This is a genomic window from Martinezella lusitana, assembly GCF_016901135.1.
GTDB classification, from domain to species: Bacteria; Pseudomonadota; Alphaproteobacteria; order Rhizobiales; family Rhizobiaceae; genus Rhizobium; species Rhizobium lusitanum_D.
Genome location: NZ_JAFEVL010000075.1, coordinates 251,084 through 275,164, shown reverse-complemented (window position 1 = coordinate 275,164; position 24,081 = coordinate 251,084). Strand labels below are relative to the sequence as shown.

Sequence of the window (24,081 nt, the reverse complement as noted above, 5' to 3'; positions counted from 1 at the left end):
GTCGCTTTGCGATTGCTTCGAGCATGGCGGAGCTGATGATCAAGATGTTTTGATCGGCAATGTCGTCGGCGCGTTCATCATGGGGGTGCTGACGGAATACTTTGCTTTCCGCGGCGGAGTGTCGCAGGAGCTTCGGTTTTTTCTGACGACCGGCATTCTGGGCGGGTTTTCGACGTTTGCGCTGGAGAGTGTCGTGCTCTGGCAGCGAAGCCAATGGATGTCATCCATGGCCTATGTCGGCTTGTCCGTTTTCCTGTCGATAGGGGCCCTAATTGCCGGATTTGCCGTTGTCCGGCTAATAATTTACGCCCAAACCATCTAGGCGGACGGCTCAGGCCTATCTTGCCGTATTTTTGCCAATTCTGAGGTGAAGTTCTTCAAGAAATCGCAGGAGATTCATTCGCCGACAAGTCACCGCTCGTTGCGAACGGGCTCTCTTGCGAAATTCGACTAACCAACTCATATAATTGCCTATCATGATCATCGCATAACACAGGAGTCGGGCGTCGATCAGGAACGGGCAGGCGGGCATCGAAAGTGTCGAGCCTGTTGCCACCCTGGAATTTCCATGCGGATTCCCCTGAGGCAGCCTTCCTCTCGGACAGCCCTAGAAGACAGACATGACGGAGAGCCCCTTGAGCGCACCTGCTCCCACTTCCACCGAACATCATGCTCCGGAACAAACCTTTGGCACAAACGGCATCGCGCCGATGGACCGCCCGAGCGCCATGACGCGCTTTTTCATGGGCATCGTTGCCTGGGCCGAAAGCCTCAATCTGAAATATGCCAAGCTCGGCAATCCGCCGGTTTACAACAGCGCGACCTTCCCCTGGGCGGCCGAGATCGAGAAGGATTATCCGGCGATCCGCGCGGAGCTCGAAAAGGTGCTGCTGCGCCAGAGCGAGCTGCCGACATTCCAGGACATCTCCACCGATGTGAAGACCATTTCGACCGATACCCGCTGGAAGACCTTCTTCCTTCTCGGCTTCGGCGTGAAGTCCGAGCAAAACATCAAGGCATGCCCGAACACCTGGGCGGCGGTACAGAAAATCCCAGGGCTGACGACCGCCATGTTCTCCATCTTCGAGCCCGGCAAACACCTTCCCGCGCATCGCGGCCCCTATAACGGCGTGTTGCGCCTGCATCTCGGCCTCATCGTGCCCGAACCGCAGGACCAGCTCGCCATTCGCGTCGATAAGCAGATTTGCCACTGGCAGGAAGGCAAGGCGCTGATCTTTGACGACGCCTATGAGCATGAAGCCTGGAACCACACCGACAAGACCCGCGTCGTGCTCTTCGTTGATTTCGTCAAGCCGATGAAATTCCCGGCCCGCTTTGTCAACTGGGCCTTGATGAACCTGGCGATCTTCACGCCGTTCATCAAAGAGGGCCTCGACAATCACAAGGAATGGGAAAAGAAGTTCTACGCCGAGGCAGAGGCGCTGAGAAATCGCCCAAGGGCATAATCCACGCTGACTTGTGTACTCTACGAAAAACCCCGGAATCCACTAGGGATTCCGGGGTTTTATTTTTGGTCGGTCAGGCGCAACCGTTAAGCTGGCTTATCCGCCTCTTCGGTGTCTTCGTCATAATCATCGCTTGACTGCGTGGTAGCGGTTTTGCCGTCCAGATTGCCAAGCAGCGCCGAGATGGCATTGTCGCCATCGAAACCGGCTTCCTTGAGCAGGCGGTCGAGGATCGGCTTGTTGGCCTGATAGGAGAGCAGCTGACCAGCAAGACCTTCGCCGAGGCCGACGCCGCTGCCGCCGTTGGTTCCGTTGCCGTTGCGGCCGAGCATGCCACCGGTGTCGAAGATCCGGATATCGGAAATCTTCTCGATCGGCTTGACCGCTTCGGCAAGTGCGGCGGGCACGATGCGGATACGCTCGCGGGTGATCTCGAATTCGATGATGGCGGGGCTGAGCTTGTTGCGTGCTTCGTTGAGCAGCGCCTCGCTCTCGGCCGTGGCCTTACCGGTCTCCAGAATGCCCTTGGCCTTGATGATGGCGGCCTCGGCCTCTGCGGTCGCCAGCGTCTTGATCGCGTCCGCCTGATCGGTTGCCGCCTGCTTTTCGGCCTCGGCGGCGATGGTGACGGCCGTCGCCTGGGTTTGGGCGCGTTTCTGCGCGTCGATCACAGCGATCTGCTTTTCACGCTCGGCGATCTCTACGGCCTTGGCGGTGCCGACTTTTTCTTCCGCGGCGATGGCGAGCGCGCGTGCGGCTTCGGCTTTCGCCTTGGCTTCCGACTCCTCGCGGCTCTTGTTGGCGACCGCAATCGCGCTTTCCTGCGCAACGATCTGGTTGTCGCGGCGAGCCTCCGTCTCACGCTGCTGGACAGCACGGGTCGAGTCGATGTTGGCGGACTCGCGCACCTGCTTGGCCATGGCTTCGCGTTCAGCGATTGCCTGTTCGGCGGCGATGCGGGCTTCCTCTTCCGAGCGCTTGGCCGCCTGTTCCTGCTGTGCGGTCTCGGCGCGGGTTGCGGCCGATTTGTTGGCGATGTCGCGCTGCTGGTTCAGTTCGGCCTCTCGTTTCGTCCGCTCGATCGTCAGCGATTGCTGTCGGGCCTCCAGGTCCTTCTGGGCGATCGCGACTTCGGTATCGCGAACGATTTCGTTGCGCTCCTTCTTACGGCCTTCGGTGACGCGGGTGAGCGCCGCCAGACCATGGGCATCGAAGAAGTTGTTGGCGTTGAAATGCCTGATATCGGTCTGGTCGAGACGGGTCAGCGACACCGACTCAAGTTCAAGACCGTTGGATTGCAGGTCGGAGCCGACGGCTTCCTGCACCGCCTTGACGAAATCCATGCGTTGCTCCTGCAGCGCATCGAGGTTCATCGTGGCGGCGACAGAGCGCAGGCTGTCGACGAATTTCGCCTCGATCAGTTGGCGCAGCTGCTCGGTGTCGTTGGTGCGGCTGCCGAGCGTCTGCGCGGCAAGGGCGATCGAGGAGGTGTCCGGCTTGACGCGGACATAGAACTCGGCACCGATATCGACGCGCATGCGGTCCTTGGTGATCAAGGCATCATTTTCGCCGCGCTGGACCTCAAGGCGCAAGGTCTTGAGATTGACGCGGGCGATCGAGTGGAAGATCGGCAGGACGACGGAGCCGCCGTCGAGCACGACTTTCTGACCGCCGAGGCCGGTGCGAACGTAAGCCTCGTCGCGGCTCGAGCGGACGTAAAGCGAGGCGAGGACAAAGCCGATCCCGAAAATGAGGACGAGACCGACGCCCGCGGGAAGAATAAGGTCGTAAAGGCCGTTCATGAACGTTGCTCCGTAGAGGATTTATCATCGGCACCGACGAGGTCCGATGGGGCGGGAACTGCGATGAAGATATCGGCCTTGCGGTCGACAAGAAGGACCTCGGCGCCGAGGCCAAGCGGACCTTCGCCTTTGGCGGCGCTGGCGCGCAGCTGATGCCAGTTGCCGTACACGTCCTTGACCGAGACGCGGCCGGGCAAGCCCTGGTCCAGCGGCCCGATGGTGACTTTAGCGGTACGGCCGATGAAATCGCCGGCATCGACGGCATAGGTCTCATCGCGCGGAATAAGCCGCGCGATGGTACGGGTCGAGCCTCTCACCAGCGGGATGGTGAGAAAGGCGGCGGGAAGCACGGCCACGATTGCCGGCAGCGGCGTCCAGACAATGTCGGCGACCGTTTGTATGGCAAAGCCTGACATGGCGAAGATGCCGAGCAGCAGCATGATCAGGATCAACAGCGGCACGCCGCCGAGATTGATCCAGGAGAGCAGGCCGGCGACAAAGCCGTCGTGACCATCGAAATGCGGCTTGCCGATCATCTCGCTCAAGGAAAAGCCGAGCAGCATCGAGAGGATCTCGATGGCAGTCAGGCCGACCAGGATCATCGCCGCGATGGCAAACGGCGCGCATTCGGGTGCGAGAAAGAGGTGCATGGTCGTTACTGATCGTTTGCCTTGAAGCGGGCAAGGCGTGTTTCAATGGCCTGCTCCCGGTGCAGGCGGTCGAGCTCATCGAGCTCGGCGCTGGTGGCGGGCTCGCCAGCCGGCACGCCGGTGAGGCGGGAGACGGCTGCAGCCGCGCGAGCGGCTCCGGCGGTCGCGGTCGCACGCGGCACGCCGCCTGTTGCTTCCTCCGGCGTGTGGCGGGCAACGCTGCGCTTGAAATCGGCCAGCCGGGCCTCCGCCTCGCGGCGGGTGGCCAGGACAGCCTGCAGCGCCTTCTGGCCTTCATCGATCTGCTCACTTGCATCCGCCAGCGCCTTGTCGAGCGCGGCGATCTGGGCTTCGAGATCAATCTGGCGTGAGACGCCGGCCTTGGCGAGGTCTTCGCGGTCAGTGGAGATCGCAAGCCGGATCTTTGCGTCGAGGGCGGTGAGATCGTCGACGATTTCGGTGCGGCGGCTCGCGATGCGATATTCCTCGGCGCGGGCCTTGCCGAGATCGGTGCGTGCCTCGTCGGCCGCGGCGTCGATTTCGTGCAGCGCCTGTTCGATGACTGCGATCTTGTTGGCGCCTTCCACCTTGTCGACTGCCGCATTGGCGAGGCCGGCGATCAGTCGTCCCATACGGGAAAGAATGCCTTCGTTCATCGTCATATTTTCCTCCGTTCGGGGGGAGTTTGGTGTGACCCCGATGTGAATCGCGTAGTGGCCGCCATCGGCGATCAGGTAGGCGGGAAGATTGGTGTCCCACCCCTTGAAGTAGCCGGCCACGTCAAAGGACACGGCGACACGGCCGCGCACCGTCGAGATTGTCAGGTCAGACGGACCCTTGATGGCAAAGAGCTTTTCGTCGAGCGGCAGGCGGTTGGCGCCTACCGGCTCGCCTCGACTGGCCGCAAAATCACGCAGGCCGAGCGTTACGAGGCGCGCGGGCAAAGCTGTGCGTTCGCGGATAGTTTCATAGGCAAGCTCATGAAGCGTGACGAGGTTCGCGCCGGCTCTGTCCGGCACGATCTCCGTCAGCAGCTTCATCATCTGCCCGTATGCGGCGAGGGTCTCGTCCATTGCCTGTCGCGCGGCTGCATCGGGAGCGAGTTCATATCGCAGATGCGTTGCGTGCGATGGAGAGGGTGCCTTAGCCATGCACTTCAAGTAAAGTACCGCTCAGGTGCTTTTCAAGGGATGGCACGGGTAAAGATGGATGAATTGTAATGAAAGATGGACCGCATAGGTTGCAAAAACTTGATGCTTCGTGCTTCTACTGCGGGATAGCCCGGGAGGATATCTTCGCGCATATGTAGCAGCTGGTGCCAATCAGAGCTCTGTCAGACGAACGCCTCGCACCTGATCGAACAAGGGCGAGGCGTTGCTGTCGGACTGAAGCGGCTGCAATGGCAGCAGTCGCTATTTTATCGTGCGAACGATGGCCGCGCCCGATGTCATGCCGCCGCCGAAAGCGACGAGGCCGAGATTGAGCGGCTCGGGTCGTTCGTTGGCGACATGAAGCATGGCGAGCGGGATGCTCGAAGAGCTGGTATTGCCGTAATTCTCGATGACGCTCAACGCCGGGCGGCCGCTGCGCTTGGCGATGGTGTCGATGATGCGCTGGTTGGCCTGATGCGGCACCAGCAGATCGAGATTGGCGAGTTCAATGCCGGCGTCGACACAGGCGTCCTCGATCGAGCGGGACATGGAGTGCACCGCTTCGGTGAAGACCGCGCGGCCGTTCATGGCGATGACGCCTTCATCCGGCAGAGGGACGAAGAGAAGATCGCCCGGTTCCGGGCGGCCGCTGATGGTCGGGCGGCTCGCCGCGAATAGCGGGCTGCGCGCCATGTCGCGGGTGGTCACGAGGCTGGCGGTGGCGGCGTCGCCGAACAGGATGGCGGTGGAGAAATCCTTCATGTCGAGCAGTGGAGACAGCACTTCCGAGGTGACGATCAGCACCTTCGCGTCATTCTGCTGCGCGATGAAATCGTAGGCCTGCTGCAGCGCGTAGAGATAGCCGGAACAGGCGGCGCCCATATCGTAGGCGGCAAGGGACGGCCGCACGCCGTCTTCGGCGACTGCAACGGCGACGCGGCTTGCGAGCGACGGCGTGGCGATATCGGGCGTGCCCGTTGCGGCGATGACCAGATCGATGTCGTGAATCGACATCTGGGTCTGGCGCAGCAGATCGCGAACGGCCGCTGTCGCAAGGCTCAACGTGCCTTCCCCCGGACCGACCCAGAAGCGGCTCTTGATGCCGGTCAGCGCAAAGATTTCGTCGGCGCGCCGGTTCGGCCAATGATGGATGATGTCCTCATTGGCGACCCGGCGGGCGCCGGTCGCAAAGCCGATGCCGCTGACGGCTATCTCCGAGAAACTGCCGGAATGGCGGCGCAGCGCCGGAATGGAGTGCGATTTCAGGCGGCGCAGCACGAATTTGTTCTGTGTCTCCGAGGCGAGAGCGAAGTTCTGTTCGCTCGTATCCCGGTTGGCATCAACGGTCAGAAGCGTGCTGTCGGTGGCGATCTGGTCGCCGATCCTGGCGAAGACCTCCAGCACGACCCCGCCGATATTGGCGCAGATTTCCACCGAAGCCTTCGTCGCCTCGACGACCGCCACGAGCTGGCCGACCTCGATCGTGTCGCCCGGCTTGACCAGGAGATCGGTGATCAACACGTTTTCGTCGGCAGGACCAGAGCCGATTGCCTTGATGGCGGCAGTCGGGCCGCTATCATCCTCTTCGTGCCAAGTGACCTCGCATTCGAGAACCTCGGCCATCAGGTCGACGAGCTTGCTGTAGGACGGCAGCATTTCGAGCTGGTTGCGGAAATTGAAGGGAACATGCGCGTCCGCGCGGGCAAGCCTGCGGACGACGACGGGAACGTCGGCCTTTTCGGTGACGGTGGCGACGATCTCGGCGCCCATGCCGACAGTGCGGTTGTCTTCGTGCACGACGATCAACCGTCTCGTGCGCTTGGCGCTTGCCAGCACTTCCCTTTCATCCCACGGCGAGATGGAACGGAGGTCGATCACCTCGACGGAAAAGCCCTGCGCTTCGAAGGCCCTGGCGGCCTTGGCGCAGAGAGACACCGTGTTGCCGTAGCTGACCAGCGTCAGGTCGCGGCCGCGGGCAACGTAGCGCGACAGGCCCGGACGGACGAAATGCTTGTCGAGATCGGTCGAGGTGCGGCCGTCGGAATTGTTGAGCACCGCTTTCGGATAAAGGAAAACGGTGGGGCGCTTCGATTCGAAGGCGGCATTCAGCAGGCCGGCGGCATCGCCGGCACTGGAAGGCATGACGACATCGATGCCGGGCGTATGGGCCAGCATGCTTTCGAAGCTCTGCGCGTGGAATGGACCGAGGCCGGGCTTGTAGCCGCCGCAGCTCACCATCAGGATCACGGGAGATTCCCAGGCGCCCTTGGTGCGCCAGTACATGCTGCCCATTTCCGAGACGATCTGGTTATAGGCGAGCGGCAGGAAATCGGCGAATTGCAGGAAGGCGACCGGCCGTTGCCCGGCGAGCGCTCTGCCGACGGCGGTGCCGACGATGGTGGATTCGGTGAGTGCGGCGTTGCGAACGCGCTCGGGATATTTGGTGCTGAGGCCACGGGTGACGCCGAAGACATCGCCCTTGGGATCTTCGATATCCTGGCCGAACAGCACGACTTCGGGATTGGCGGCCAATTGCCTGTCGAGCACGCCGTTCAGCGCCTCGCGCATGGTCAGCGTTGCATCGCGCTCGATGCCGCGATACTCCGCCGTTTCGGCGAAGGAGGCGGGGTATGGGGCCTTTGCATCCAGCTCGACTTCGGGTGCATCTTCCTTGCGGGCAAGGGCGGCTTCCGCCTGCACTTCGGCCGTCAGTTCCTGTTCGATCTTCTCGAGCGCATCAGCGCTGACGCCCGCTTTCTGAAGCATCGCCCGCAAGTTCGGAAGCGGATCGCGGGAAGAGCCCGATTCGATCTCCAAGAGGGTGCGATAGGTCTTCTGGTCATCGGCATTCGTATGGTCGGACAGGCGCTCGAGATTGAGAAGCACGATGCTCGGCGTGCGGTTGTTGCGGCTGTGGCGAACGGCCTTGCGGAAGGCCTCGCGTGACGCAGGCAGATCGTCGCCGTCGATACGGATAATGTCGATGCCGTAGAAGGAGGATGCGGGGCCATCAGGCAGATCGAAGAAGGTCTGCTTGCTGGTCCGTGTCGAGATGGAGAAACTGTTGTCCTCGACGATGAAGACAATCGGATACTGGCTACGAACCGCTTCTGCCACGGCCTCGAGGAACTCGCCCTGCTGGGTCGTTCCGTCGCCGACGCAGCAGATGGCGATCGGCATGCTGGGCTTGTATTTCAGCGATGCGGCGACACCGACCGCATGCAGCGCGTTGTTGCCGACCGGGCCGACGATAGAGGTGATGTTGAGAGCGCGTGAGGATAGATGCGCGCTCATCTGTCGGCCGGCGGAATGGGAATTGGCTGTGGCGAGCAGGCTCGAGAAGAACTCACGAATGGGCATGCCGCGCGCCAGCATCAAGGCCTTGTCGCGATAGTGCAGATGCAGCCAGTCGTCGTCATGGAGGAATTCGTTGAGCAGCGCCGTCGACTCGTGCCCGGCGCCGGAGACATGAAAATGTGCTATGCCTTGCTTAATGAATTCTCGCTCAAGTCTGTCTACTTCTCTAGAAATAAAAAATATTCTATGGAGTTGCTTGAGGTATTCTGTGGTAAACCTCCCTTCCATCTTAATGATTTTCCTAATCTTTCATCATGAATAATTTGTGTGGACCTAGGTAACCCCCCGGGGTGCCTTTTTCAATACACGTTAAATGACAATATCTTCTCGAATTGAAATGGATTTACGTGCATTGGCCCGGCCGGGATTCGTCGGAGCCGGTGCCTTTTGCCGAGCGAGTTCGATATTTTGCCCGCCCGGAAATTCGGATGGGTGCAACGATCGGGAGGGGTTGCTAGCTGGATTTGCGGATCGGTTCGTTGGCCTGTTCGCGGGCGGCAGCCGCCTTTGCAGCCAGCTCTTCCTTATCCCGCAATTCCTTCGGCTTCTTGCCGATGATCTGCTTGGCGCCCTTCTTGGAGAAGGGTTGCGCGAGCTGGGCGAGGAAACTGTCGGCGACCTTACCGGTGATGCCGATGTCGGTGGAGGAGGGGCGGGGCGGATTATAATAGGTACCGAGGATCTGGTCCCAGATGACAAGGTTCTCGCCATAATTGGTGTTGCCTTCGGCAAGCAGCTTGGAGTGATGCCAACGGTGCAGGCGCGGAGTCGACAGGATCCAGTCGAGCGGGCCGGTGCACACATCGATGTTGCAATGGGTCAGAAGGCCGATAAAGGCCGTGACGGCGCCGATCCACAGGAAGACCGGCAGCGGCGCGCCGAGCAGATAGAGCGGGATCTGGCTGAGCGCGATCTTGAACAGGCTGTCGATGATATGAAAGCGCCCGGTATTAATGACCCACAGGCGCTCGACGCTGTGATGCAAGGCATGGAAACGCCAGAGCGACAGGTGCTCGTGGGCCAGGCGATGGGCGAGATAGAGGCCGAATTCGGCGATGATGAGTCCCAGCACGACCTGGAAGGCCATCGGCAATTGCTCCGGCCAGATATCTGCTTTGTGGCTCAGGAAAGGCTGCGCAACGATTGCCACCGCCATCGGAAATGACGTGCCGATGGCCGCGGCGATCTGCACGGCACCCTTGCTCAAGAGCGTATGCGCGAGGTTGTTGAACGTCTCGCCATCGCCATCGAGCCAAGTCTCCTCATAGGGCATGAGCCGCTCGAAGAGCGCGATTGTCGCAACGACCGAGAGGTAGACGACATTGAACCACAGCAGATGCATCTGCGAATGGAACGCGAAATACGAGCCCGTCAGTCCGGCGCAAAAGATGGCCGGCCACAACAGGGATGAAACAGCAGCGTAGAGACGCGAACTGCTCTGAAATGTCATGCCACTATCCTCGGATCGTCATCAGGTGGGTTGGCGCGAATATAGGCGATATGTACCGTGATGATTGCGGCCACGGAAGCGAAATCTTGAGTGGAACGGAAGCGTTTTTGTTTCACTGTGTTGCTGACACCGATCGAGTTCGGCATCTTCGGTATGCTCCACGTCGGAGTCCGGCTCTTTCCTACGACTGTTCTAGGGAAGGCCGCCCTGACGGCAATGAAAAGGTGTCGGAGTTGGATATTCCTTCCAAGTTCAGAATTCACGAGACCGAACATTGGCTCGTGAACCATCGCATCGACACGGTCCTGCCGGGCTATCTGATGGTCGGCTCCAAGGCTAGAACGAATGCATTATACGATCTGCCGACCGAAGCGCTCACATCGCTTGGGCCTCTTCTTGCCAGGGCGCAGCGGGAGGTCGAAACACGGCTTGGCCCCAAGCGCGTCTACATCGGCCGTTACGGGCATTCGCCGGGACATCCGATCCATTTCCACATCATCCCGGTCTATGATTGGCTTGAGACCTTGTTTTGGCAGGATGAGCGCTATCGAGTGCTCGCCTCCTTCGGCAGGCCTGCTGCCGAGCCGGAGACGGATGGGGCCGAGCTGACATTTTATATCTGGCGGGAGCTTTGCGAAGCACCAAATCCACCGCAGGTGACAGGGCCGATGGTTTCGGATGTTGTCGAGCTGATGCGAAGCGTGTTCTTGGTTGCGTAGAGGAAACCGAACGCGTCGTGCGCTGCCGAAAATCCCTTTAGCATCGAAGCATCACGCCAGAGGGGCTCTGGCTGACTAGCCGAACGTCAGCTTGCTCTTCTGCTGCCCGGCTTCGTCGAAATTCTCAGGGCTGAGCCAGCGCTCATATCCGGCCTTCAGTCTCGGCCAGTCGGCATCGATCATCGCGAACCAGGCGGTGTCACGGTTCCGACCCTTCGCGACCATGTGCTGGCGGAAAATGCCCTCGAAGGTGAAGCCGAAGCGTTCGGCGGCACGTTTCGACGGTTCATTGAGATTGTTGCACTTCCATTCGAAACGGCGGTAGCCGAGCGTGTCGAAGACGTAGGATGCAAAGAGATAGAGTGTTTCGGTGGTCGCGCGGCTGCGGGCGATCGCCGGCCCCCAGAGGATGCTGCCGATCTCGATGACGCCGTGCGTGCTATCGATGCGCATCAGGGCCTGGCGACCTTCGGCACGGCCTGTCCGCTTGTCGATCACCGCAAAGAAGAGGGGATCGGCGCTGGAGGCCGCTTTTTCGAGCCAGGGAGAAAAGGCGGCGTAATCGGCAGGCGCATCCTCGAACAGATAGCGGAAGCGATCCTCGGCGCCGGGAGCCTGAGCCGAAGCGAACAGCTCAGCGCCATGGCGCGTGGGATCGAGCGGTTCGATCCTCGCATAGCGACCTTCGAGGGTGGTTCTTTCGGGGCGAGGCACGCCGCTCCAGTTGGCGAGATCCATGTCAAAGTCCTTTGGTCATCAAATGCGGCTCAGCGAATCCGGCCCGATCCTATCAGGTCCGAGAGCGATTGCGGTAGCTCCATCCCGTCGGGCATGCCGGGCGCGGCTTGCGCCGGGGCTAGCTGGCTTCTTATGGGCAGGACGCCGGCCCAGACCGGGTAGTCCGCTTCGTCAATGTCGCCCGGCGGGCCGTTGCGAATCTTGGCGGTCGCTTCGTCGATTTTCATCCGCAGGACCGATGTCGCCTTCGCCTCTTGTCCGGTCATCGGCCTCAGGCTGTCCCAGCGGCCGGGAAACAGGTCTTCGATGAGGCGGCGCAAGGCATCTGCCTTCTCCTCGACGTCATCTACCAGGCGAGCCGTGCCGAAGACCATGGCGGAGCGATAATTGACCGAGTGGTTGAAGGCGGAGCGGGCGAGCACATAGCCGTCCATGATGCTGCAGGTCAGACAGACCGACACATCTTCCGCCGCGCGCAGAAAGCGGCTGGCGGCCGAGCCGTGCCAATAGACATATTCGCCCTCGCGCCAGTGCAAGGTCGGCGTCACATAGGGCGCACCGTCGATGACATAGCCGACGTGACAAAGAGGAGAGGCATCCAGAATGGCATGGACCTCGGCGCGGGCGTGGCTGCCGCGGCGAGGGCTGCGCCGAACGCGGCTGCGCTCGGTGGTCGGGTAGTCCTCTGTGGCGGGCGGATAGTGATCGGCCATGTCTTCCTCATCGATTGATCGTTGATCTCTGCCAGCAAAGAGGTAGGCTATAAACTGCCAGTTTCTTGATTTTGAACAGACCAGTTGAGGCTTCATGATATCTACCGCACAATGGCCGGCGCTCGACCGGACTTCGGGCGATCTCGAAGGGCAGGTCTACCGTGTGATGCGCGACCGTATCCTTCATGGGCAGATGCCGGCGGGGCAACGCGTGCCCTCGACGCGGGCGTTGGCCATCTCGCTTGGTGTCGCGCGCTCAACCGTTGTCAACGCCTATGATCGCCTGAAGGCGGAGGGCTATCTGCAATCGACGACAGGTGCGGCAACCCGCGTTGCGGCTTTCTCGACGCCACCCCTGCAGGGGCAGGTTGCAGCGCCACCGCTGAGCTCGCCCCAGGCCACAGAGTTCGCCACGGGTGGGTTGTTCGAGCCCGGTATACCGGATGTCTCCGCTTTCCCCCATGCCGCTTGGGCGCGATGTCTCGGCGCCCGCGGCCGGTCGCTTCGGGTGCACGATCTGGGATATGGTGCCCATGGCGGCCTTCCCGAATTGCGCGGTGCGATCCTCGACCATATTTCGGCGACGCGCGGCGTGATCGCCCGCCCCGAACAGGTGCTGATCGTGCCTTCGACCGGCGCGGCGATCAGCCTGCTCGCGAGCGTTCTGCTCCGGGCAGATCATCCGAACGGTGGCCTCGCATGGATCGAGGATCCCGGCTACGCCACTGCGCACGCATTGCTCCGGATGGCGGGCGCCACTCTGGTGCCTGTGCCTTGCGATGAGGAAGGCATCGATATTGCCCGCGCGGCCGGACCGCCGCCGCGGCTGATCTACGTCACGCCCTCGCATCAATATCCGACCGGCGTGACCATGAGCCTGTCACGTCGCCTGGCGCTGCTCGAATTTGCCCGCGCCACGGGTGCGATCGTGCTGGAAGACGATTACGACAGTGAATTTCAGTATGCCTCCCGCCCGATCGCCGCGTTGCAGGGCATCGATCGTGGCGAAGTGGTTGCCTATCTCGGCACGTTTTCGAAAACGCTCGCGCCCGGTCTGCGCGTCGCCTATGCAGTGGTGCCCTCCAGGCTCGTGGCGACCGTCGAGACGGCGCAACGGCTGAGAGGAGCGGTCGTGCCTGTTCATATCCAGGCGGCCCTTGCCGACTTTATCAACGAAGGCCGGTTTCGCGCGCATCTCAGGCATATGAACGCCGTCTACGCGGAACGCATGGCGGCTGTTGTCTCCGCCCTCAATCGTCATTGCGGCGCGTGGCTTGATGTCGGCGAAGGTAATGGCGGCCAGCAGCTGGCCAGCTGGTTCCAGGATATCGCCGCCGATGACATCGCTGCCATGCGCTCGATCAATTCTCACGGCTTCGCATTGCGGGCCATGTCGTCGCTGCATCTCGGGCCATCGCGGCCGGGACTGTTGTTCGGCATCGCCCGCATGGAGGTCGCTGCGGCGGATGCGGCGGCGGCAAAGATCGCAAAACTGCTTGCGGCCGCCCCGATCAACGGCTGACGAACATTGTCCTGTATTCGCGCGGCGTCATGCCTTTCAATGCTTTGAACTGCCTGTTGAAGTTGGCGAGCGAGTTGTAGCCGACGGCGTCGCTGATGTGGTGCACGGCCTGATCGGTGGAGGAGAGGCGGGCGCATGCGTCGCCGATGCGCATGCGCATGATATAGTCGGATATAGCCACGCCCGTATGGCGGCGAAACATGCGGTGCAGGCCCGAGACGCTAAGTGCGGCGATATCGGCCAGTTCGTCGAGGCTGATCGTGCGGGCATAATGGAGATGCATGTGCGTCAGGACACGGTCTATGCGCTCGCGGCTTTCCTTGACATCAGGCGCCTGAGCGGGTGCGCTTGCAAGCGGCGTCGCCTGCCGGTCTTCCGCTGCTCTGACAAGGATAGCCAATAGCGCCAGCAGGCGCTCAACCGGAGGCTTGTCGAAAATCGTTTCGAAAGCAGGCCGCACGGCTGCAGCCGCATCATCCGAAAATCGCAAGCCGTTGTCTGCGCGGCGCAGCATCGTTTCGATCGGCCGGAATTCGATGGCCCCGCCTGTCATCTGCAGCAGCCATTCGCGGTGGAACCAGAGCACCAGCGCGATGTGCGGCTTATGCTCCTCGATCTTGGCGCGCGAGGCCCAGCTATGCGGCAGATTGGGGCCGACCAGCACGAGATCGCCATCGCCATATTCGCCGCTGTGATCGCCGATGAAGCGCTGCCCGATCGAGTTCAGCGTCAGCGTGAGCTCGTATTCCGGATGATGGTGCCATTGGAAAGGGATGCAGTCGTCCAGCCTGCGATTGAGCATGCTCCATGATGCCTCAGGCGAGCGCGGCAGTACTTCGAGATAAGGCTTCATAGGGCGTCCGTGAAACAATAGAGGCCATAATAGTATCAGGAATGGCCAAAGCCGAGCAACATGACACGGGAGCCCGCGGCTATAACTTTTCCGTCACCCGAAATGACAGGGGCCAGCCAGATGGAGGAAATCGATGCAGCCTGCCTTGAAACGAGACGCTCACCCGACCGCATCCGCGATCGCGACGCAACTGAAGGATATCCAGAAGACATTGCCGCTCAGGGTGCTGTCGAAGGACGACTGGCAGCATTGGATCACCAGAGGCTATGTGATTGTGCGCCAGGCCGTGCCGGCGGCGAATGTCGAGCGCCTTGTCGACGTTTTATGGCGCTTTGACGAGAAGGATCCAACCGATTCCTCCACCTGGTATGCGCCGCAACGGCGCGAGCACAAGATGAAGGAGCTCAACAACACAGGCATGCTGGAGATCTACAATCACCAGTACCTCTGGGATAACCGCATGGAAAGGCGGATCTACGACGTCTTCGTCGACATATGGGATCGCGACGACCTATGGGTCACCATCGATCGGGCCAATCTCAATCCACCGAAGAAGGTGAAGGGAAATCCGAACGGCTTCATTCATTGGGATGTCGACACTTCGATCCGTCCCTTGCCCATCGGCGTGCAGGGCGTGCTGAGCCTGAAAAAGCAGGATGGCGACGTCGGTGGATTTCAGTGCGTGCCGGAGCTTTTCGAGCATTTCAACGAGTGGGAAAAGACGCAGCCGGCGGATCGCGATCCGATGCATCCCGATATGACTGGTCTGCCAGTTGTCAACATCGACATGGAGCCCGGCGATCTGATGATCTTCAATTCGCTGCTGGCGCACGGCGTGCGTCCAAATCATTCGGATAACCGCGTTCGCATGGCGCAGTATATCTCCATGCATCCGGCTGAATTCGGCAATGTTGCCGAGCGCGAGGAGCGAATTCGTCTGTGGCGGGAGCTCGATCATCCGAAGCGCGATGCCTTTCCCGGTGATCCCCGCGAATGGGAAAAGCACAATGCATCGACGGCAGTCTTGACGCCCTTGGGCGAGAAGCTGTTGGGGCTTAAGGCCTGGTAAGCGCCATGCGTTGCTTTCCACGGCGATATCGAGCGACCAGCCGTCGCTCGATATCGTTGCAGATCAGTTCTGATTCCAGCGGTGGATGACCGGTTCGGTCATGTCGTGTTCGTAACCGAGCACGCTGATGCTTGTCGTGTCGAGCACCAGGCGTGCGCCGTCTTGCGGCGGCAGGCCGGCCCAACGGGCGGCGAAGACTCGCAGAAAATGGGCGCTGGAGAAGATCAGGACGGAACCGTCGATAGCGCGAAGTTCGCCGATGATCCGATCGGCCCGTGCTCCGACATCGGCGGCCGACTCGCCATTCGGGCAGCCGTCGCGAAACACCTGCCAGCCCGGGCGCTCGGCGAGAATTGCCTTGGTTGTGATGCCTTCATAGGCGCCGTAGTCCCATTCCGCCAGATCGTCCTTGACGACGCGCCGACCGCCGAAGCCGGCCAGCGCGCAAGTATTCTGGGCGCGCTGCGACGGGCTTGACCAGACGGCGGCGAAATCGATGGCGGGCAGGCGCCCGGCGACCTTGCGGGCGGCTTCCTCGCCGGCGGCCGTCAAGGGAATGTCGGTTCGGCCCGTGTGCCTGCCGGAAAGGCTCCACTCCGTCTGCCCGTGTCGCACCAGATAGACTTCGGGATGGGCGCTGCTCATGTGACCGTTTCTCCAAATTGGCTGATGATGCCGAATTCTTCGCATCCGCGAAGGGTCCTGTCGAGAGGCGACATCCGGCCACATATGCGCGACAGTGGTGGGCTTGGCGGAATTCGCGATTGATGAGGTCATCTTCCCCCGCAGGCCCGAAGAGGCTCGCAGGGGAGTATGAATATTACCGCTTTACCGCACGACGGACGCTGTAGAGCAGAATGGCGAGGCAGCCGAGCAGCAAAAGAACTGCCCCCACGAGCGGCGGCATGGCGAGAAATTCGACCGCGCCCGCAATTGCGAGGATGAGGATCAGGCAGAGGGTCGCGAGGCTGCCGTCGTCGATGAACATGCCGATGAGCTCGGACAAGGCGATACGGAGGACGGTCATTGGGCTGCCTTTGCTGTGGGGTTGCCGCTGGAGCCGCGCAGGCCGCGAAGAATGGCGAAGGAGGCCAGCGAAACGATTGCGAAGATGGCAATCAGAGCGAGATCCGCGCCCGGCCAGTGAGCGCCGATGCCTTCACCGGTCCAGAAAATGCCGAAGCTGGTGAGCATGAGACCAACGACAAATTTGAGGGTGTTTTCCGGCACGGTTGCCAGCGGGCGATGCACCAGCAGGCCGATCAACATCACCAGAATGAAGGCGGCAAGCGCGCCGAGGCCGGCATAGAGCGTCAGCCCATGCGCGCCGCCGACGGCGATGACGATGAAGACCACCTCGACGCCCTCCAGCAGTACCGCCTTGAAGGCGGCGAGGCCGGCGAGATAATCGGCGCGGCGATCGGAGGATTGCGCCTGGAGGTTTGCCGTTTCCTTCGAGAAGGCGGCTTCCTCGTCATGCAGGGCGATGACACCCAGCGAGCGAAGAATGGCCTTGCGCAGCCAGCGCATGCCGAACAGGATCAGGAGAACGCCGACGACGAATTGCAGCGTTTCGATCGGCACGAGCGCCAGCAACGGCCCGAAGATGAGGACGAGGGCTGCCAGCACGGCGAGCGCGAGCGCCGCACCCGTCAGCGCCGGTCGCCAGCTGCGCGTGACCCCGACGGCAAGGACGATGGTGAAGGCTTCCACGACCTCTACGAAAGAGCCGAGAAAGGATGCCATCACGGTGGAGAGAATGGGTGTGAGGCTGCTCATGAGATGATTCCCGAATGACGATGAGGGCTTTGATTTCGCATGGTCTTTCTCCGTAGATTTTCTTCATGCTCTGGGTGAACTTGCGCCAGAGGCCGAATGGCCGCCGCACGATGCGAGCCTTGGCTCGCACCGGCGTTCACTTCCGTTTCCTTGTGCCGCGTTTGCTCCAGGCCTTGTCGATGGAGCCGCGCAGCATGCTCAGCTGATCCAGGCTGTCGAGGGCTGCTTCCTTGTTCCTCGCTGCCAGTGCAACGATCATCGCTTCGATCAGAACCATCGTGCCGCCATGCATGGCGAGATGATCGGCATTGCCGCGCGGTAGGGGAAGGATCTCCGCCACCTTGCCGGCAACCAGCGGGCCAAGGTCGTCGCTGATCAAAATGACCGGCACGTCATGCCGGGCGGCCTGATCGAGGAGGACCTCGACTTCGCGGTAGAGCGGCGCATAGGCCATGACAAGCACCGCATCGCCTTTGCCGATCCACAGGAGGCGATCGGCCAAGGCGATGCCCGAGGCAGAAAGCGCATTCGTCGGCAGGCCGATGCGGTTGAATTGCAGGCTGGCGTAATCCGCCATGGCACCCGAGGGACCGATGCCGAAGACATGGCGCCGGGCCGCACCTGCCAGAATATCGATGCAACGCTCGAAGCTTACGGCGAACTTCTCATGTCGCAGAGCCTCCAATGCCTTTTCGTGGATGCCCATGACGTGGCGAAGCGCATCGCCACCCGTCTCGGCCAGCGTCCGCTCCATCCGGTCGCCGGGTGAGGGCATGCCTGTCAATTCGGAGAGTAAGGCGGCACGCAGCGCAGACAGGCTTTCGAAGCCAAGCGCACGTGCGGTGCGCACGACCGTGGCGTCGCTGGCGCCGGCAAGCTGCGCAATCTGGGCGGCGGAATTCAAGAGGACCGTTTGCTTCTGGTCGATGAAGAAACGGGCAATGCGCTGTTCTGCCGGGGCGAGCGCATCGAGCACTGCGATAACCCGGCTTTCGAAGGTCTGCCACTCCTGCGTTTTCGCTGTCATTCGCGCGCTTCCGCTTCGTAGTAAATGCTACTCATATTAACTTAAGTAGCATTTACTACGTAGTGATGACAACAGGATTCAGCGCATGCCCCCGCGGCGCGGCGACGCATGCGCTGTTCCAGTCGATCACGGAAGGCGGCTAGGTCCGATCTCGAACTATGCCGCCAATGCCGCGCGCACCGCAGGAATGACCTTCTGGCCGTATAGTTCGATGCAGCGCATCAACTTGTCGTGGCCGAGCGCACCGGTGCTGTACTTCAATTGAAAGCGGTTGATGCCGAGCGTCTTGACGACCGGGGCGAGCTTGGCGGCGACCGTTTCCGGCGAGCCGACATAGAGCGAACCCTTTTCGATCTCGTTTTCGAACTCGTTTCGGGTCATGGGCGGCCAGCCGCGCTCGCGGCCGATCCGGTCGCGCATGGCCTTGTAGCAGGGCCACAATTCCTCTCGAGCCTGATCGTCGGTGTCAGCGATATAGCCCGGCGAATGGATGCCGATCGGCCTGACAGGCTTGCCCAATTGCGCGAAGGCCCGCTGATAGAGATCGACATAGGGCTGGAAGCGATAGGGGCTGCCGCCGATGATCGCCAGCATGAGCGGCAGATCATATTGGGCGGCGCGGACAACCGATTCCGGGCTGCCACCGACGCCGATCCATGTCTTCAGATGGCCGCTCTCGATGGTCGGGAAAACCCTCTGGTTTTGCAACGGCTTCCGGATGCTGCCCTGCCAGGTCACCGGTTCGTTGGAGAGCAGCGCCGCGAACAGGTCCAGCTTTTCTTCGAACAATTTTTCGTATTGCGACAGTTCGAAGCCGAACAGGGGGAAGGATTCCGTGAACGAGCCGCGGCCGAGGATCACCTCGGCGCGGCCGTTCGAGATGGCGTTGAGGCTGGAGAAGCGTTGGAAGACGCGGATCGGATCATCCGAGCTCAGCACCGTCACGGCCGATCCCAGATGAATGTGCGACGTGCGGCTGGCGATCGCGGCCAGTATCGTCTCAGGGGAGGAGACGGCGAAATCCTCGCGGTGATGCTCGCCGATGCCGAAGAAATCGATGCCGAGCTGATCGGCAAGGACACCTTCCTCGACGACGTTGCGGATGACCTGCGCATGCGGCAACGGCGTGCCGTTGTCGTCAAAGGTCACGTCGCCGAACGTATCCAGTCCGAATTCGACATTGTGTGTCGTCATGATTTTTCCTGTCATGTGTCGAAATGATGTTGAAGCAGCATGTAGTGTCGTCGCGGCTCATCAACTACCCGGAAAGTTTCGGCTGAAACCTTCGAAGAATTCGATATGGCAATGGCAATCGACCGCATTCGCTAGCGTCGGCGTTGCCTTCGGCGATGCTGCCTCCAATATTAGCTTCGACATCAAGCCGCTTGGGCGAGAAGGAGGAACCCATGGTCACGCTGAAAAAGGTCAATCTTACCAAAGCTTTTGCAGCCTTCGAGAGGCTTGGAGCCCGCGCGTCGGCGGCGACATCAATGATTTTCAGGTCAAGCTCGTCAAGCTGGATGGCGCTTTCCATTGGCACCATCATGAGGAGGAGGACGAGCTGTTCCTGGTCGTCAGGGGCACTCTGCGCATGAGGCTGCGGGAGGAGAACGGCGGCGATATCGTCCTTGGTCCGGGCGAATATATCATCGTGCCGCATGGTGTGGAACATTGCCCGGTCGCCGAGCCGACATGCGAAGTCGTGCTGTTCGAGCCGAATACCACGCTCAACACCGGCAATGTGGAAAACGAGCGGACGATCCGCCAGCCTAAGCGACTTTGAGCAATCCAGATTGCTTGGCAGCCCCACCGAAACGGGGCTGCTGGTTGCTGCGTGCCGCGTATCAGTTCTGCGCCAGCTTGTTCAACGGCGTGCGGCAGGCGGCAAATACGTCCAGGCTCGGATCGTAGACTTTCGTCGATATGTCCATCATCCCAAGAACACTATGGAAGATGTTGTCGTGCGAGTGCGTGCCCTCGGGCGCGCGTTTCGACAGGCAGGCCATGTCGTAGCCGCCTACCTTCGCCAGATCGTCGGCCATCCACACCAGCATCGGTACCTGCGTCTGCTGTGCAGGCGCGATGATATAGGGCGCGCCATGCAGATAGATGCCGTTCTCGCCGAGCGACTCGCCGTGATCCGAGAAATAGAGGACGGCGCCGGACACCGAGTTCGAGCGCTGCTTCAGCTTGTCGATGATCATCGAGACGATATGATCGGTGTAGAGGATCGTATTGTCGTAGGCGTTGGTGATTTCCTCTTGCGAGCAGGAGCCGAAATCGTTGGCGCGGCAATCCGGACGGAAGCGGCGGAACTCCTCGGGATAGCGTTGATAGTAGGCCGGGCCATGGCTGCCAAGCTGGTGCAGCACGAGGACGCTATCGCCCTTCACCTTGTCCAGCCAGCCATCGACCTTGTCGACGAGGATTTCATCCTTGCATTCCCCGTCCTTGCAGAAGCGGGGATCGTTCGAGGGCGGCAGATAGGTGTAGGAGACGCGATCGGTCACGTTGTAGCTGCCGGTGTCATTGTCCAGCCAAGTCACGCCGACCTTGGCATGGGTCAGCACATCGAGCAGATTTTCCGTCTCCAGCCCCTTGCGATGGCTGTATTGCGCCCGTGTATAGACGGAGAACAGGCAAGGTATGGAGGTTGCCGTCGCCGTGCCGCAGCTGCTGGTATTGGGGAAGTAGACGACATTGCGCTTCGCCAGCTCCGGATTGGTCATCTTGGCATAGCCGCCGAGCGAAAAGTTCTGCGCGCGCGCGGTTTCGCCGGCCACGATGATCGTGACACGCGGCTTGCCGTTATCAACGACGCCGACCCTACGGGCGTCAGTCCCCAATGGGCCTGCGACGACATTTGCATCCCTTTGCGAGTCGATGGCATAGCGCACCACGCTGGTGATCGGCATGATCGGATTAAGGGTATCCATCAGGTCGCGATGGGCGCGGCCGACACCGGCATAGGTCTTGTAGAAACTGGTGCCGGCGGCGACGAAGACGGCGGTGCAGGCAAGGATGACGGCGGTGTTGTAAGCGAGCTTCTTGAAAATGGGGCGATGGACGATCCGCACCCAAATGATCACCAGCGAGGGCAGAATGCCCGTCAACAGCACATGCATCGCAAAGCGGGTCGTGATCAGGTGTCCGGCTTCAGCGCCCGTCGACACGGCGGCGTTGCGGATCATCTCCTTGTCGATGATCACGCCGAACTGGTCGTTGAACCAGGAGGATACCGACGCCACCAGCACGAAGAAGATCAGGACGGGTTTCGTGACATATTTCGCGGAGAACAGCGTGAAGAATGCCAAAATGCCTGCAGAGATACCGGCCACGAAGGCAATGAAGGCAGCGGGTTCGGCCGTGAAATAGTTGTAGGACTTGGTCCAGAACATCTGGTTTGTCACAAGGAGCACATAAAGCGTGGCTATAAGACAAAGTGTGACGCTGCCGATGGCTGGCCTGACGAAATGTCGGCCAGACGAGACGTTTTTGTCATTCAATGGTTTTCTCCGAGACATGTGCTGTCGGTTGGGCCGGAAAACCCCTACCGCAGGGCGCAGCTTTGATCGTTAAAGCCGTCAACCTTGGCGACCATTCCTGACAATTACCTGAACGACGGACGCTTGAACACAGCTGTTTTTCTGTCGATCTGTACGATCTTGGCTTTTTTGTTACGCCTACGGCTGAATTTCAGGTCGCCGTCAGCAATCCTCATCATAGCTCCGTGGTTGCAGCGAGGGAGCAATCGTGCGGGTTCTATTGGTCGAGGATAACCCTATTATCGGCAACGCGGTGCAGGATCACCTGCGCGCGGAAGGCTGGTCGGTCGACTGGTCGATTACGCTGGAATCCGCAACGGTCGCAGTCGCGGCTCGAGCTTACGACGTTATTCTTCTTGATCTGCGATTGCCCGATGGAAGTGGCCTCGCATTGCTGGGGCATATGGAAGCACGGGCGGATTCGACGCCGGTGATCGTCATGTCCGCCTATGATCAGCTGTCGGATCAGATGACGGCAATGGGCATCGGGGCTGTTGATTATCTCGTGAAGCCTTTCGGGCTTGCCGAGATGACAGCCCGCATCCGCAAGGCAGCTAGGCTCCGTCGCCTGATCCGTCTGCGCAATGCCGGATGAACGCCGCTGCTCTCAAGATTGCGTGGATGGTCCCGAGCGCGTGAAATCTATGACAGCCATCGCAGCTGCAAAGACCACCAACGACAGAAGCCAGCCGAGGACAGCGTCCGACAGGTAATGGGCGCCCATGAGCACGCGTATTACAGGCATGACTACGGAGACGATGGCGAGCGGAATGCCGATCGGGAGGCGCCAGCGCTGCGGCAGCAGCAGCGCCAGACAAAGGAGCCAACCGCCTGACGAAGCTTCTCCAGAAACGAAGGAGCAATTTCCCAGGCACCGGCCAGCGAACGAACCTGCCTGGACGAAATCCAGCCCGCCGCCAAAGAGATCCGTGCTGCGCGGCCTCGGTCTGCCGGCATATCCTTTCAGGAACGTGTTGACGATCAGGCCGCAACCGATGCCCAATGACAGCAGAGCGGCGATGTATTGATCCGTTTTCGGCGTTCGCCAACGGGCGCCGTGTTTCCGCCGGGACATGACGAGGATAGCCAGCAAGCCAACGACGGCGATATAGGGAAGGGCCAACGTCACATCACGCAGCGCTTCGATAAGGGGATTCCTCGCAAGGGCAAAGGCGCCGCAGATTTTGCCGGCGGCACTCGATGGTGCGCAGGGCGCGGCCGTGAAAACGCTTTGAGCTGTCCAGAGGTCAATCCAGGGGAACCGGTTGAAGACAAACAGCAGCAGCCACCAAAGCACGAATAGCGCCAAAAATGCCGCGAGGGGTGTGCCTACCGACGTCGTGCGTTTTGTGTATGCAAGGGAATTGTCGTACATCGGGAAACGTCGGCCGCTGTCATGAACCAATCTAACGCGCGTGCCCGCCAGCGTTTTTGCAAAAAACGCCGCCACGGCCGCCATCAGGCGTCCGTACGACAGAAGCCTGACAGTAACCTGAAAGATCAAATGCCTGAGAAAATCCATTGGTTGGTTAAGCGAAGCCGGGTCTGGCCCAACGGATTGGTTGCATTTCGCCGCTATTGTGGGTTGCGGTTTATTCGCCGACCTTGAAATAGGCTTCCAGCCGATAACCGTCAGGATCGATGACGAAAGCCGCATAGTAAAACTGGCTGTAGTCCGGCCTGATGCCCGGCTTGCCATTGTCTTCGCCGCCATTGGCCATGCCGGCGGCATAGAAGGCATCGACGGCTTCCCGGCTTGGAGCGACGAAGCAGAAATGCAGGCCGGAACCGCGATCGGCGGGCACCGGTCGCTCCACTTCGTTGACCCAAAACTGGGGCCGTTCCGAGCCATAGCCGATCGTGCCGTCGAAATTGCTCAGGCGTTCATAGCCGAGCGGCAAAAGTGCTGCGTCGTAAAACTGCTGCGCCCGCACCAGGTCTTTGACGCCGATCGAGATATGGTCGAACATAGAAACGAGCTCCCGCCATGTTGTCTGCGGAGCGATATGGAAGGCCGTGCTCTTGGGGGAAGTGCCGGATATTCCAAAGTCCGCAGGTCCAATTAGGTCCCACCATCTTGCAACGATTGTGGGAAGTCAACAAAGGCAATGCGGTGGATCAAGAGGTTATCCGGTCTAGCCTCTGCGCTTCCGCGCAAGTTGCTTCCGTGCTGTCGATATTGGTAAATTGCGTGGGTTGGAGGTGCGGTTTGCCGCCGGTCGGAAGCAACCGCAAGATTT

25 protein-coding genes are annotated in these 24,081 nt (G+C 60.7%); 7 read left to right on the top strand and 18 right to left on the bottom strand.

Going from position 1 to position 24,081, the window contains the following annotated elements; genetic code table 11:
- Positions 1 to 49: 49 nt before the first annotated feature.
- Positions 50 to 322 (top strand): CrcB family protein, encoded by a 273-nt coding sequence (locus JTP94_RS33015; RefSeq protein WP_204854564.1) that lies wholly within the window; start codon positions 50 to 52, stop codon positions 320 to 322.
- 298 nt (positions 323 to 620) lie between these two features.
- Positions 621 to 1,466: an aspartyl/asparaginyl beta-hydroxylase domain-containing protein gene (locus JTP94_RS33010; RefSeq protein WP_204854563.1), complete on the top strand. Its 846-nt coding sequence runs from the start codon at positions 621 to 623 to the stop codon at positions 1,464 to 1,466.
- Positions 1,467 to 1,552: 86 nt separating this feature from the next.
- Here JTP94_RS33010 and JTP94_RS33005 read toward each other — a convergent pair whose 3' ends face one another.
- The 6 genes from JTP94_RS33005 to JTP94_RS32980 all read right to left on the bottom strand — a co-directional run bounded on the left by JTP94_RS33005 (position 1,553) and on the right by JTP94_RS32980 (position 10,022).
- A complete protein-coding gene (locus tag JTP94_RS33005; RefSeq protein WP_204854562.1) occupies positions 1,553 to 3,268 on the bottom strand; it encodes a flotillin family protein in 1,716 nt (571 codons plus the stop codon).
- Complete coding sequence (locus JTP94_RS33000; protein WP_204854561.1) at positions 3,265 to 3,918, bottom strand: OB-fold-containig protein; 654 nt, start codon at positions 3,916 to 3,918, stop codon at positions 3,265 to 3,267. Before JTP94_RS33000 ends, JTP94_RS33005 begins: the two co-directional genes overlap by 4 nt.
- Before the next feature lie 5 nt (positions 3,919 to 3,923).
- Positions 3,924 to 5,069 (bottom strand): PspA/IM30 family protein, encoded by a 1,146-nt coding sequence (locus JTP94_RS32995; RefSeq protein WP_204854560.1) that lies wholly within the window; start codon positions 5,067 to 5,069, stop codon positions 3,924 to 3,926.
- A gap of 261 nt (positions 5,070 to 5,330) precedes the next feature.
- Positions 5,331 to 8,654, bottom strand: coding sequence for a thiamine pyrophosphate-dependent enzyme (locus tag JTP94_RS32990; RefSeq protein WP_204854559.1), 3,324 nt, complete (start codon positions 8,652 to 8,654; stop codon positions 5,331 to 5,333).
- A 226-nt stretch (positions 8,655 to 8,880) separates the two neighbouring features.
- Positions 8,881 to 9,876, bottom strand: a complete 996-nt coding sequence (locus JTP94_RS32985; RefSeq protein WP_204854558.1) for a sterol desaturase family protein — start codon at positions 9,874 to 9,876, stop codon at positions 8,881 to 8,883.
- Complete coding sequence (locus JTP94_RS32980) at positions 9,873 to 10,022, bottom strand: hypothetical protein (RefSeq protein ID WP_204854557.1); 150 nt, start codon at positions 10,020 to 10,022, stop codon at positions 9,873 to 9,875. Before JTP94_RS32980 ends, JTP94_RS32985 begins: the two co-directional genes overlap by 4 nt.
- 87 nt (positions 10,023 to 10,109) lie before the next feature.
- Here JTP94_RS32980 and JTP94_RS32975 point away from each other — a divergent pair, with 87 nt between their 5' ends.
- On the top strand, positions 10,110 to 10,595 hold the full coding sequence (locus JTP94_RS32975) for an HIT family protein (protein ID WP_204854556.1): 486 nt from the start codon (positions 10,110 to 10,112) through the stop codon (positions 10,593 to 10,595).
- A gap of 75 nt (positions 10,596 to 10,670) precedes the next feature.
- On the opposite strand, the gene JTP94_RS32970 is transcribed toward JTP94_RS32975, so the two are convergent.
- The gene (locus JTP94_RS32970; protein ID WP_204854555.1) at positions 10,671 to 11,333 is read right to left on the bottom strand and encodes a GNAT family N-acetyltransferase; all 663 of its coding nucleotides are present in this window, start codon (positions 11,331 to 11,333) and stop codon (positions 10,671 to 10,673) included.
- A gap of 29 nt (positions 11,334 to 11,362) precedes the next feature.
- Positions 11,363 to 12,046 carry a pyridoxamine 5'-phosphate oxidase family protein gene (locus JTP94_RS32965; RefSeq protein ID WP_204854554.1) on the bottom strand — a complete coding sequence of 228 codons (684 nt, stop codon included), beginning with the start codon at positions 12,044 to 12,046 and terminating at the stop codon, positions 11,363 to 11,365.
- Positions 12,047 to 12,140: 94 nt separating this feature from the next.
- On the opposite strand from JTP94_RS32965, the gene JTP94_RS32960 reads away from it, so the two are divergent.
- The gene (locus tag JTP94_RS32960; RefSeq protein ID WP_204854553.1) at positions 12,141 to 13,568 is read left to right on the top strand and encodes a PLP-dependent aminotransferase family protein; all 1,428 of its coding nucleotides are present in this window, start codon (positions 12,141 to 12,143) and stop codon (positions 13,566 to 13,568) included.
- On the opposite strand, the gene JTP94_RS32955 is transcribed toward JTP94_RS32960, so the two are convergent.
- Complete coding sequence (locus JTP94_RS32955; protein ID WP_204854552.1) at positions 13,558 to 14,421, bottom strand: AraC family transcriptional regulator; 864 nt, start codon at positions 14,419 to 14,421, stop codon at positions 13,558 to 13,560. The genes JTP94_RS32960 and JTP94_RS32955 overlap by 11 nt on opposite strands.
- Positions 14,422 to 14,554: 133 nt before the next feature.
- On the opposite strand from JTP94_RS32955, the gene JTP94_RS32950 reads away from it, so the two are divergent.
- Complete coding sequence (locus JTP94_RS32950) at positions 14,555 to 15,490, top strand: phytanoyl-CoA dioxygenase family protein (RefSeq protein WP_204854551.1); 936 nt, start codon at positions 14,555 to 14,557, stop codon at positions 15,488 to 15,490.
- Positions 15,491 to 15,553: 63 nt separating this feature from the next.
- Here the strand turns inward: JTP94_RS32950 and JTP94_RS32945 are convergent, their stop codons facing one another.
- From JTP94_RS32945 to JTP94_RS35720, 6 genes are all read right to left on the bottom strand, one after another.
- Positions 15,554 to 16,135 (bottom strand): histidine phosphatase family protein, encoded by a 582-nt coding sequence (locus tag JTP94_RS32945; protein ID WP_204854550.1) that lies wholly within the window; start codon positions 16,133 to 16,135, stop codon positions 15,554 to 15,556.
- A gap of 175 nt (positions 16,136 to 16,310) precedes the next feature.
- Positions 16,311 to 16,517 carry a hypothetical protein gene (locus JTP94_RS32940; protein ID WP_204854549.1) on the bottom strand — a complete coding sequence of 69 codons (207 nt, stop codon included), beginning with the start codon at positions 16,515 to 16,517 and terminating at the stop codon, positions 16,311 to 16,313.
- Positions 16,514 to 17,269 carry a COG4280 domain-containing protein gene (locus tag JTP94_RS32935; protein ID WP_204854548.1) on the bottom strand — a complete coding sequence of 252 codons (756 nt, stop codon included), beginning with the start codon at positions 17,267 to 17,269 and terminating at the stop codon, positions 16,514 to 16,516. Before JTP94_RS32935 ends, JTP94_RS32940 begins: the two co-directional genes overlap by 4 nt.
- A 136-nt stretch (positions 17,270 to 17,405) precedes the next feature.
- Entirely contained in the window at positions 17,406 to 18,296 is an 891-nt protein-coding gene (locus tag JTP94_RS32930) for a MurR/RpiR family transcriptional regulator (RefSeq protein ID WP_204854547.1), read from the bottom strand.
- Positions 18,297 to 18,452: 156 nt separating this feature from the next.
- Positions 18,453 to 19,490: an LLM class flavin-dependent oxidoreductase gene (locus JTP94_RS32925; protein ID WP_204854546.1), complete on the bottom strand. Its 1,038-nt coding sequence runs from the start codon at positions 19,488 to 19,490 to the stop codon at positions 18,453 to 18,455.
- A 64-nt stretch (positions 19,491 to 19,554) separates the two neighbouring features.
- Positions 19,555 to 19,830 carry a hypothetical protein gene (locus tag JTP94_RS35720; protein ID WP_246755464.1) on the bottom strand — a complete coding sequence of 92 codons (276 nt, stop codon included), beginning with the start codon at positions 19,828 to 19,830 and terminating at the stop codon, positions 19,555 to 19,557.
- Here JTP94_RS35720 and JTP94_RS32920 point away from each other — a divergent pair.
- Positions 19,783 to 20,079: a cupin domain-containing protein gene (locus JTP94_RS32920; protein WP_271025594.1), complete on the top strand. Its 297-nt coding sequence runs from the start codon at positions 19,783 to 19,785 to the stop codon at positions 20,077 to 20,079. The genes JTP94_RS35720 and JTP94_RS32920 overlap by 48 nt on opposite strands.
- Positions 20,080 to 20,140: 61 nt before the next feature.
- Here the strand turns inward: JTP94_RS32920 and JTP94_RS32915 are convergent, their stop codons facing one another.
- On the bottom strand, positions 20,141 to 21,820 hold the full coding sequence (locus JTP94_RS32915) for a phosphoethanolamine transferase (protein ID WP_204854545.1): 1,680 nt from the start codon (positions 21,818 to 21,820) through the stop codon (positions 20,141 to 20,143).
- A gap of 229 nt (positions 21,821 to 22,049) precedes the next feature.
- On the opposite strand from JTP94_RS32915, the gene JTP94_RS32910 reads away from it, so the two are divergent.
- Positions 22,050 to 22,436 (top strand): response regulator transcription factor, encoded by a 387-nt coding sequence (locus tag JTP94_RS32910; RefSeq protein ID WP_204854544.1) that lies wholly within the window; start codon positions 22,050 to 22,052, stop codon positions 22,434 to 22,436.
- A 12-nt stretch (positions 22,437 to 22,448) separates the two neighbouring features.
- On the opposite strand, the gene JTP94_RS32905 is transcribed toward JTP94_RS32910, so the two are convergent.
- A complete protein-coding gene (locus JTP94_RS32905; protein WP_271025221.1) occupies positions 22,449 to 23,138 on the bottom strand; it encodes a phosphatase PAP2 family protein in 690 nt (229 codons plus the stop codon).
- A gap of 295 nt (positions 23,139 to 23,433) precedes the next feature.
- Entirely contained in the window at positions 23,434 to 23,811 is a 378-nt protein-coding gene (locus tag JTP94_RS32900) for a VOC family protein (protein ID WP_204854542.1), read from the bottom strand.
- Positions 23,812 to 24,081: the final 270 nt, after the last annotated feature.

Bases quoted from the DNA above. Each gene is read 5' to 3' on its own strand.
- JTP94_RS32950 (WP_204854551.1), top strand. From the start codon at position 14,555: ATGCAGCCTGCCTTGAAACGAGACGCTCACCCGACCGCATCCGCGATC.
- JTP94_RS33005 (WP_204854562.1), bottom strand. From the start codon at position 3,268: ATGAACGGCCTTTACGACCTTATTCTTCCCGCGGGCGTCGGTCTCGTC.
- JTP94_RS32985 (WP_204854558.1), bottom strand. From the start codon at position 9,876: ATGACATTTCAGAGCAGTTCGCGTCTCTACGCTGCTGTTTCATCCCTG.
- JTP94_RS33000 (WP_204854561.1), bottom strand. From the start codon at position 3,918: ATGCACCTCTTTCTCGCACCCGAATGCGCGCCGTTTGCCATCGCGGCG.
- JTP94_RS33010 (WP_204854563.1), top strand. From the start codon at position 621: ATGACGGAGAGCCCCTTGAGCGCACCTGCTCCCACTTCCACCGAACAT.
- JTP94_RS32980 (WP_204854557.1), bottom strand. From the start codon at position 10,022: ATGCCGAACTCGATCGGTGTCAGCAACACAGTGAAACAAAAACGCTTC.
- JTP94_RS32990 (WP_204854559.1), bottom strand. From the start codon at position 8,654: ATGGAAGGGAGGTTTACCACAGAATACCTCAAGCAACTCCATAGAATA.
- JTP94_RS32915 (WP_204854545.1), bottom strand. From the start codon at position 21,820: ATGTCTCGGAGAAAACCATTGAATGACAAAAACGTCTCGTCTGGCCGA.
- JTP94_RS32930 (WP_204854547.1), bottom strand. From the start codon at position 18,296: ATGACAGCGAAAACGCAGGAGTGGCAGACCTTCGAAAGCCGGGTTATC.
- JTP94_RS32995 (WP_204854560.1), bottom strand. From the start codon at position 5,069: ATGGCTAAGGCACCCTCTCCATCGCACGCAACGCATCTGCGATATGAA.
- JTP94_RS32900 (WP_204854542.1), bottom strand. From the start codon at position 23,811: ATGTTCGACCATATCTCGATCGGCGTCAAAGACCTGGTGCGGGCGCAG.
- JTP94_RS32970 (WP_204854555.1), bottom strand. From the start codon at position 11,333: ATGGATCTCGCCAACTGGAGCGGCGTGCCTCGCCCCGAAAGAACCACC.
- JTP94_RS32960 (WP_204854553.1), top strand. From the start codon at position 12,141: ATGATATCTACCGCACAATGGCCGGCGCTCGACCGGACTTCGGGCGAT.
- JTP94_RS32935 (WP_204854548.1), bottom strand. From the start codon at position 17,269: ATGAGCAGCCTCACACCCATTCTCTCCACCGTGATGGCATCCTTTCTC.
- JTP94_RS35720 (WP_246755464.1), bottom strand. From the start codon at position 19,830: ATGGAAAGCGCCATCCAGCTTGACGAGCTTGACCTGAAAATCATTGAT.
- JTP94_RS32955 (WP_204854552.1), bottom strand. From the start codon at position 14,421: ATGAAGCCTTATCTCGAAGTACTGCCGCGCTCGCCTGAGGCATCATGG.
- JTP94_RS32945 (WP_204854550.1), bottom strand. From the start codon at position 16,135: ATGAGCAGCGCCCATCCCGAAGTCTATCTGGTGCGACACGGGCAGACG.
- JTP94_RS32965 (WP_204854554.1), bottom strand. From the start codon at position 12,046: ATGGCCGATCACTATCCGCCCGCCACAGAGGACTACCCGACCACCGAG.
- JTP94_RS32940 (WP_204854549.1), bottom strand. From the start codon at position 16,517: ATGACCGTCCTCCGTATCGCCTTGTCCGAGCTCATCGGCATGTTCATC.
- JTP94_RS32925 (WP_204854546.1), bottom strand. From the start codon at position 19,490: ATGACGACACACAATGTCGAATTCGGACTGGATACGTTCGGCGACGTG.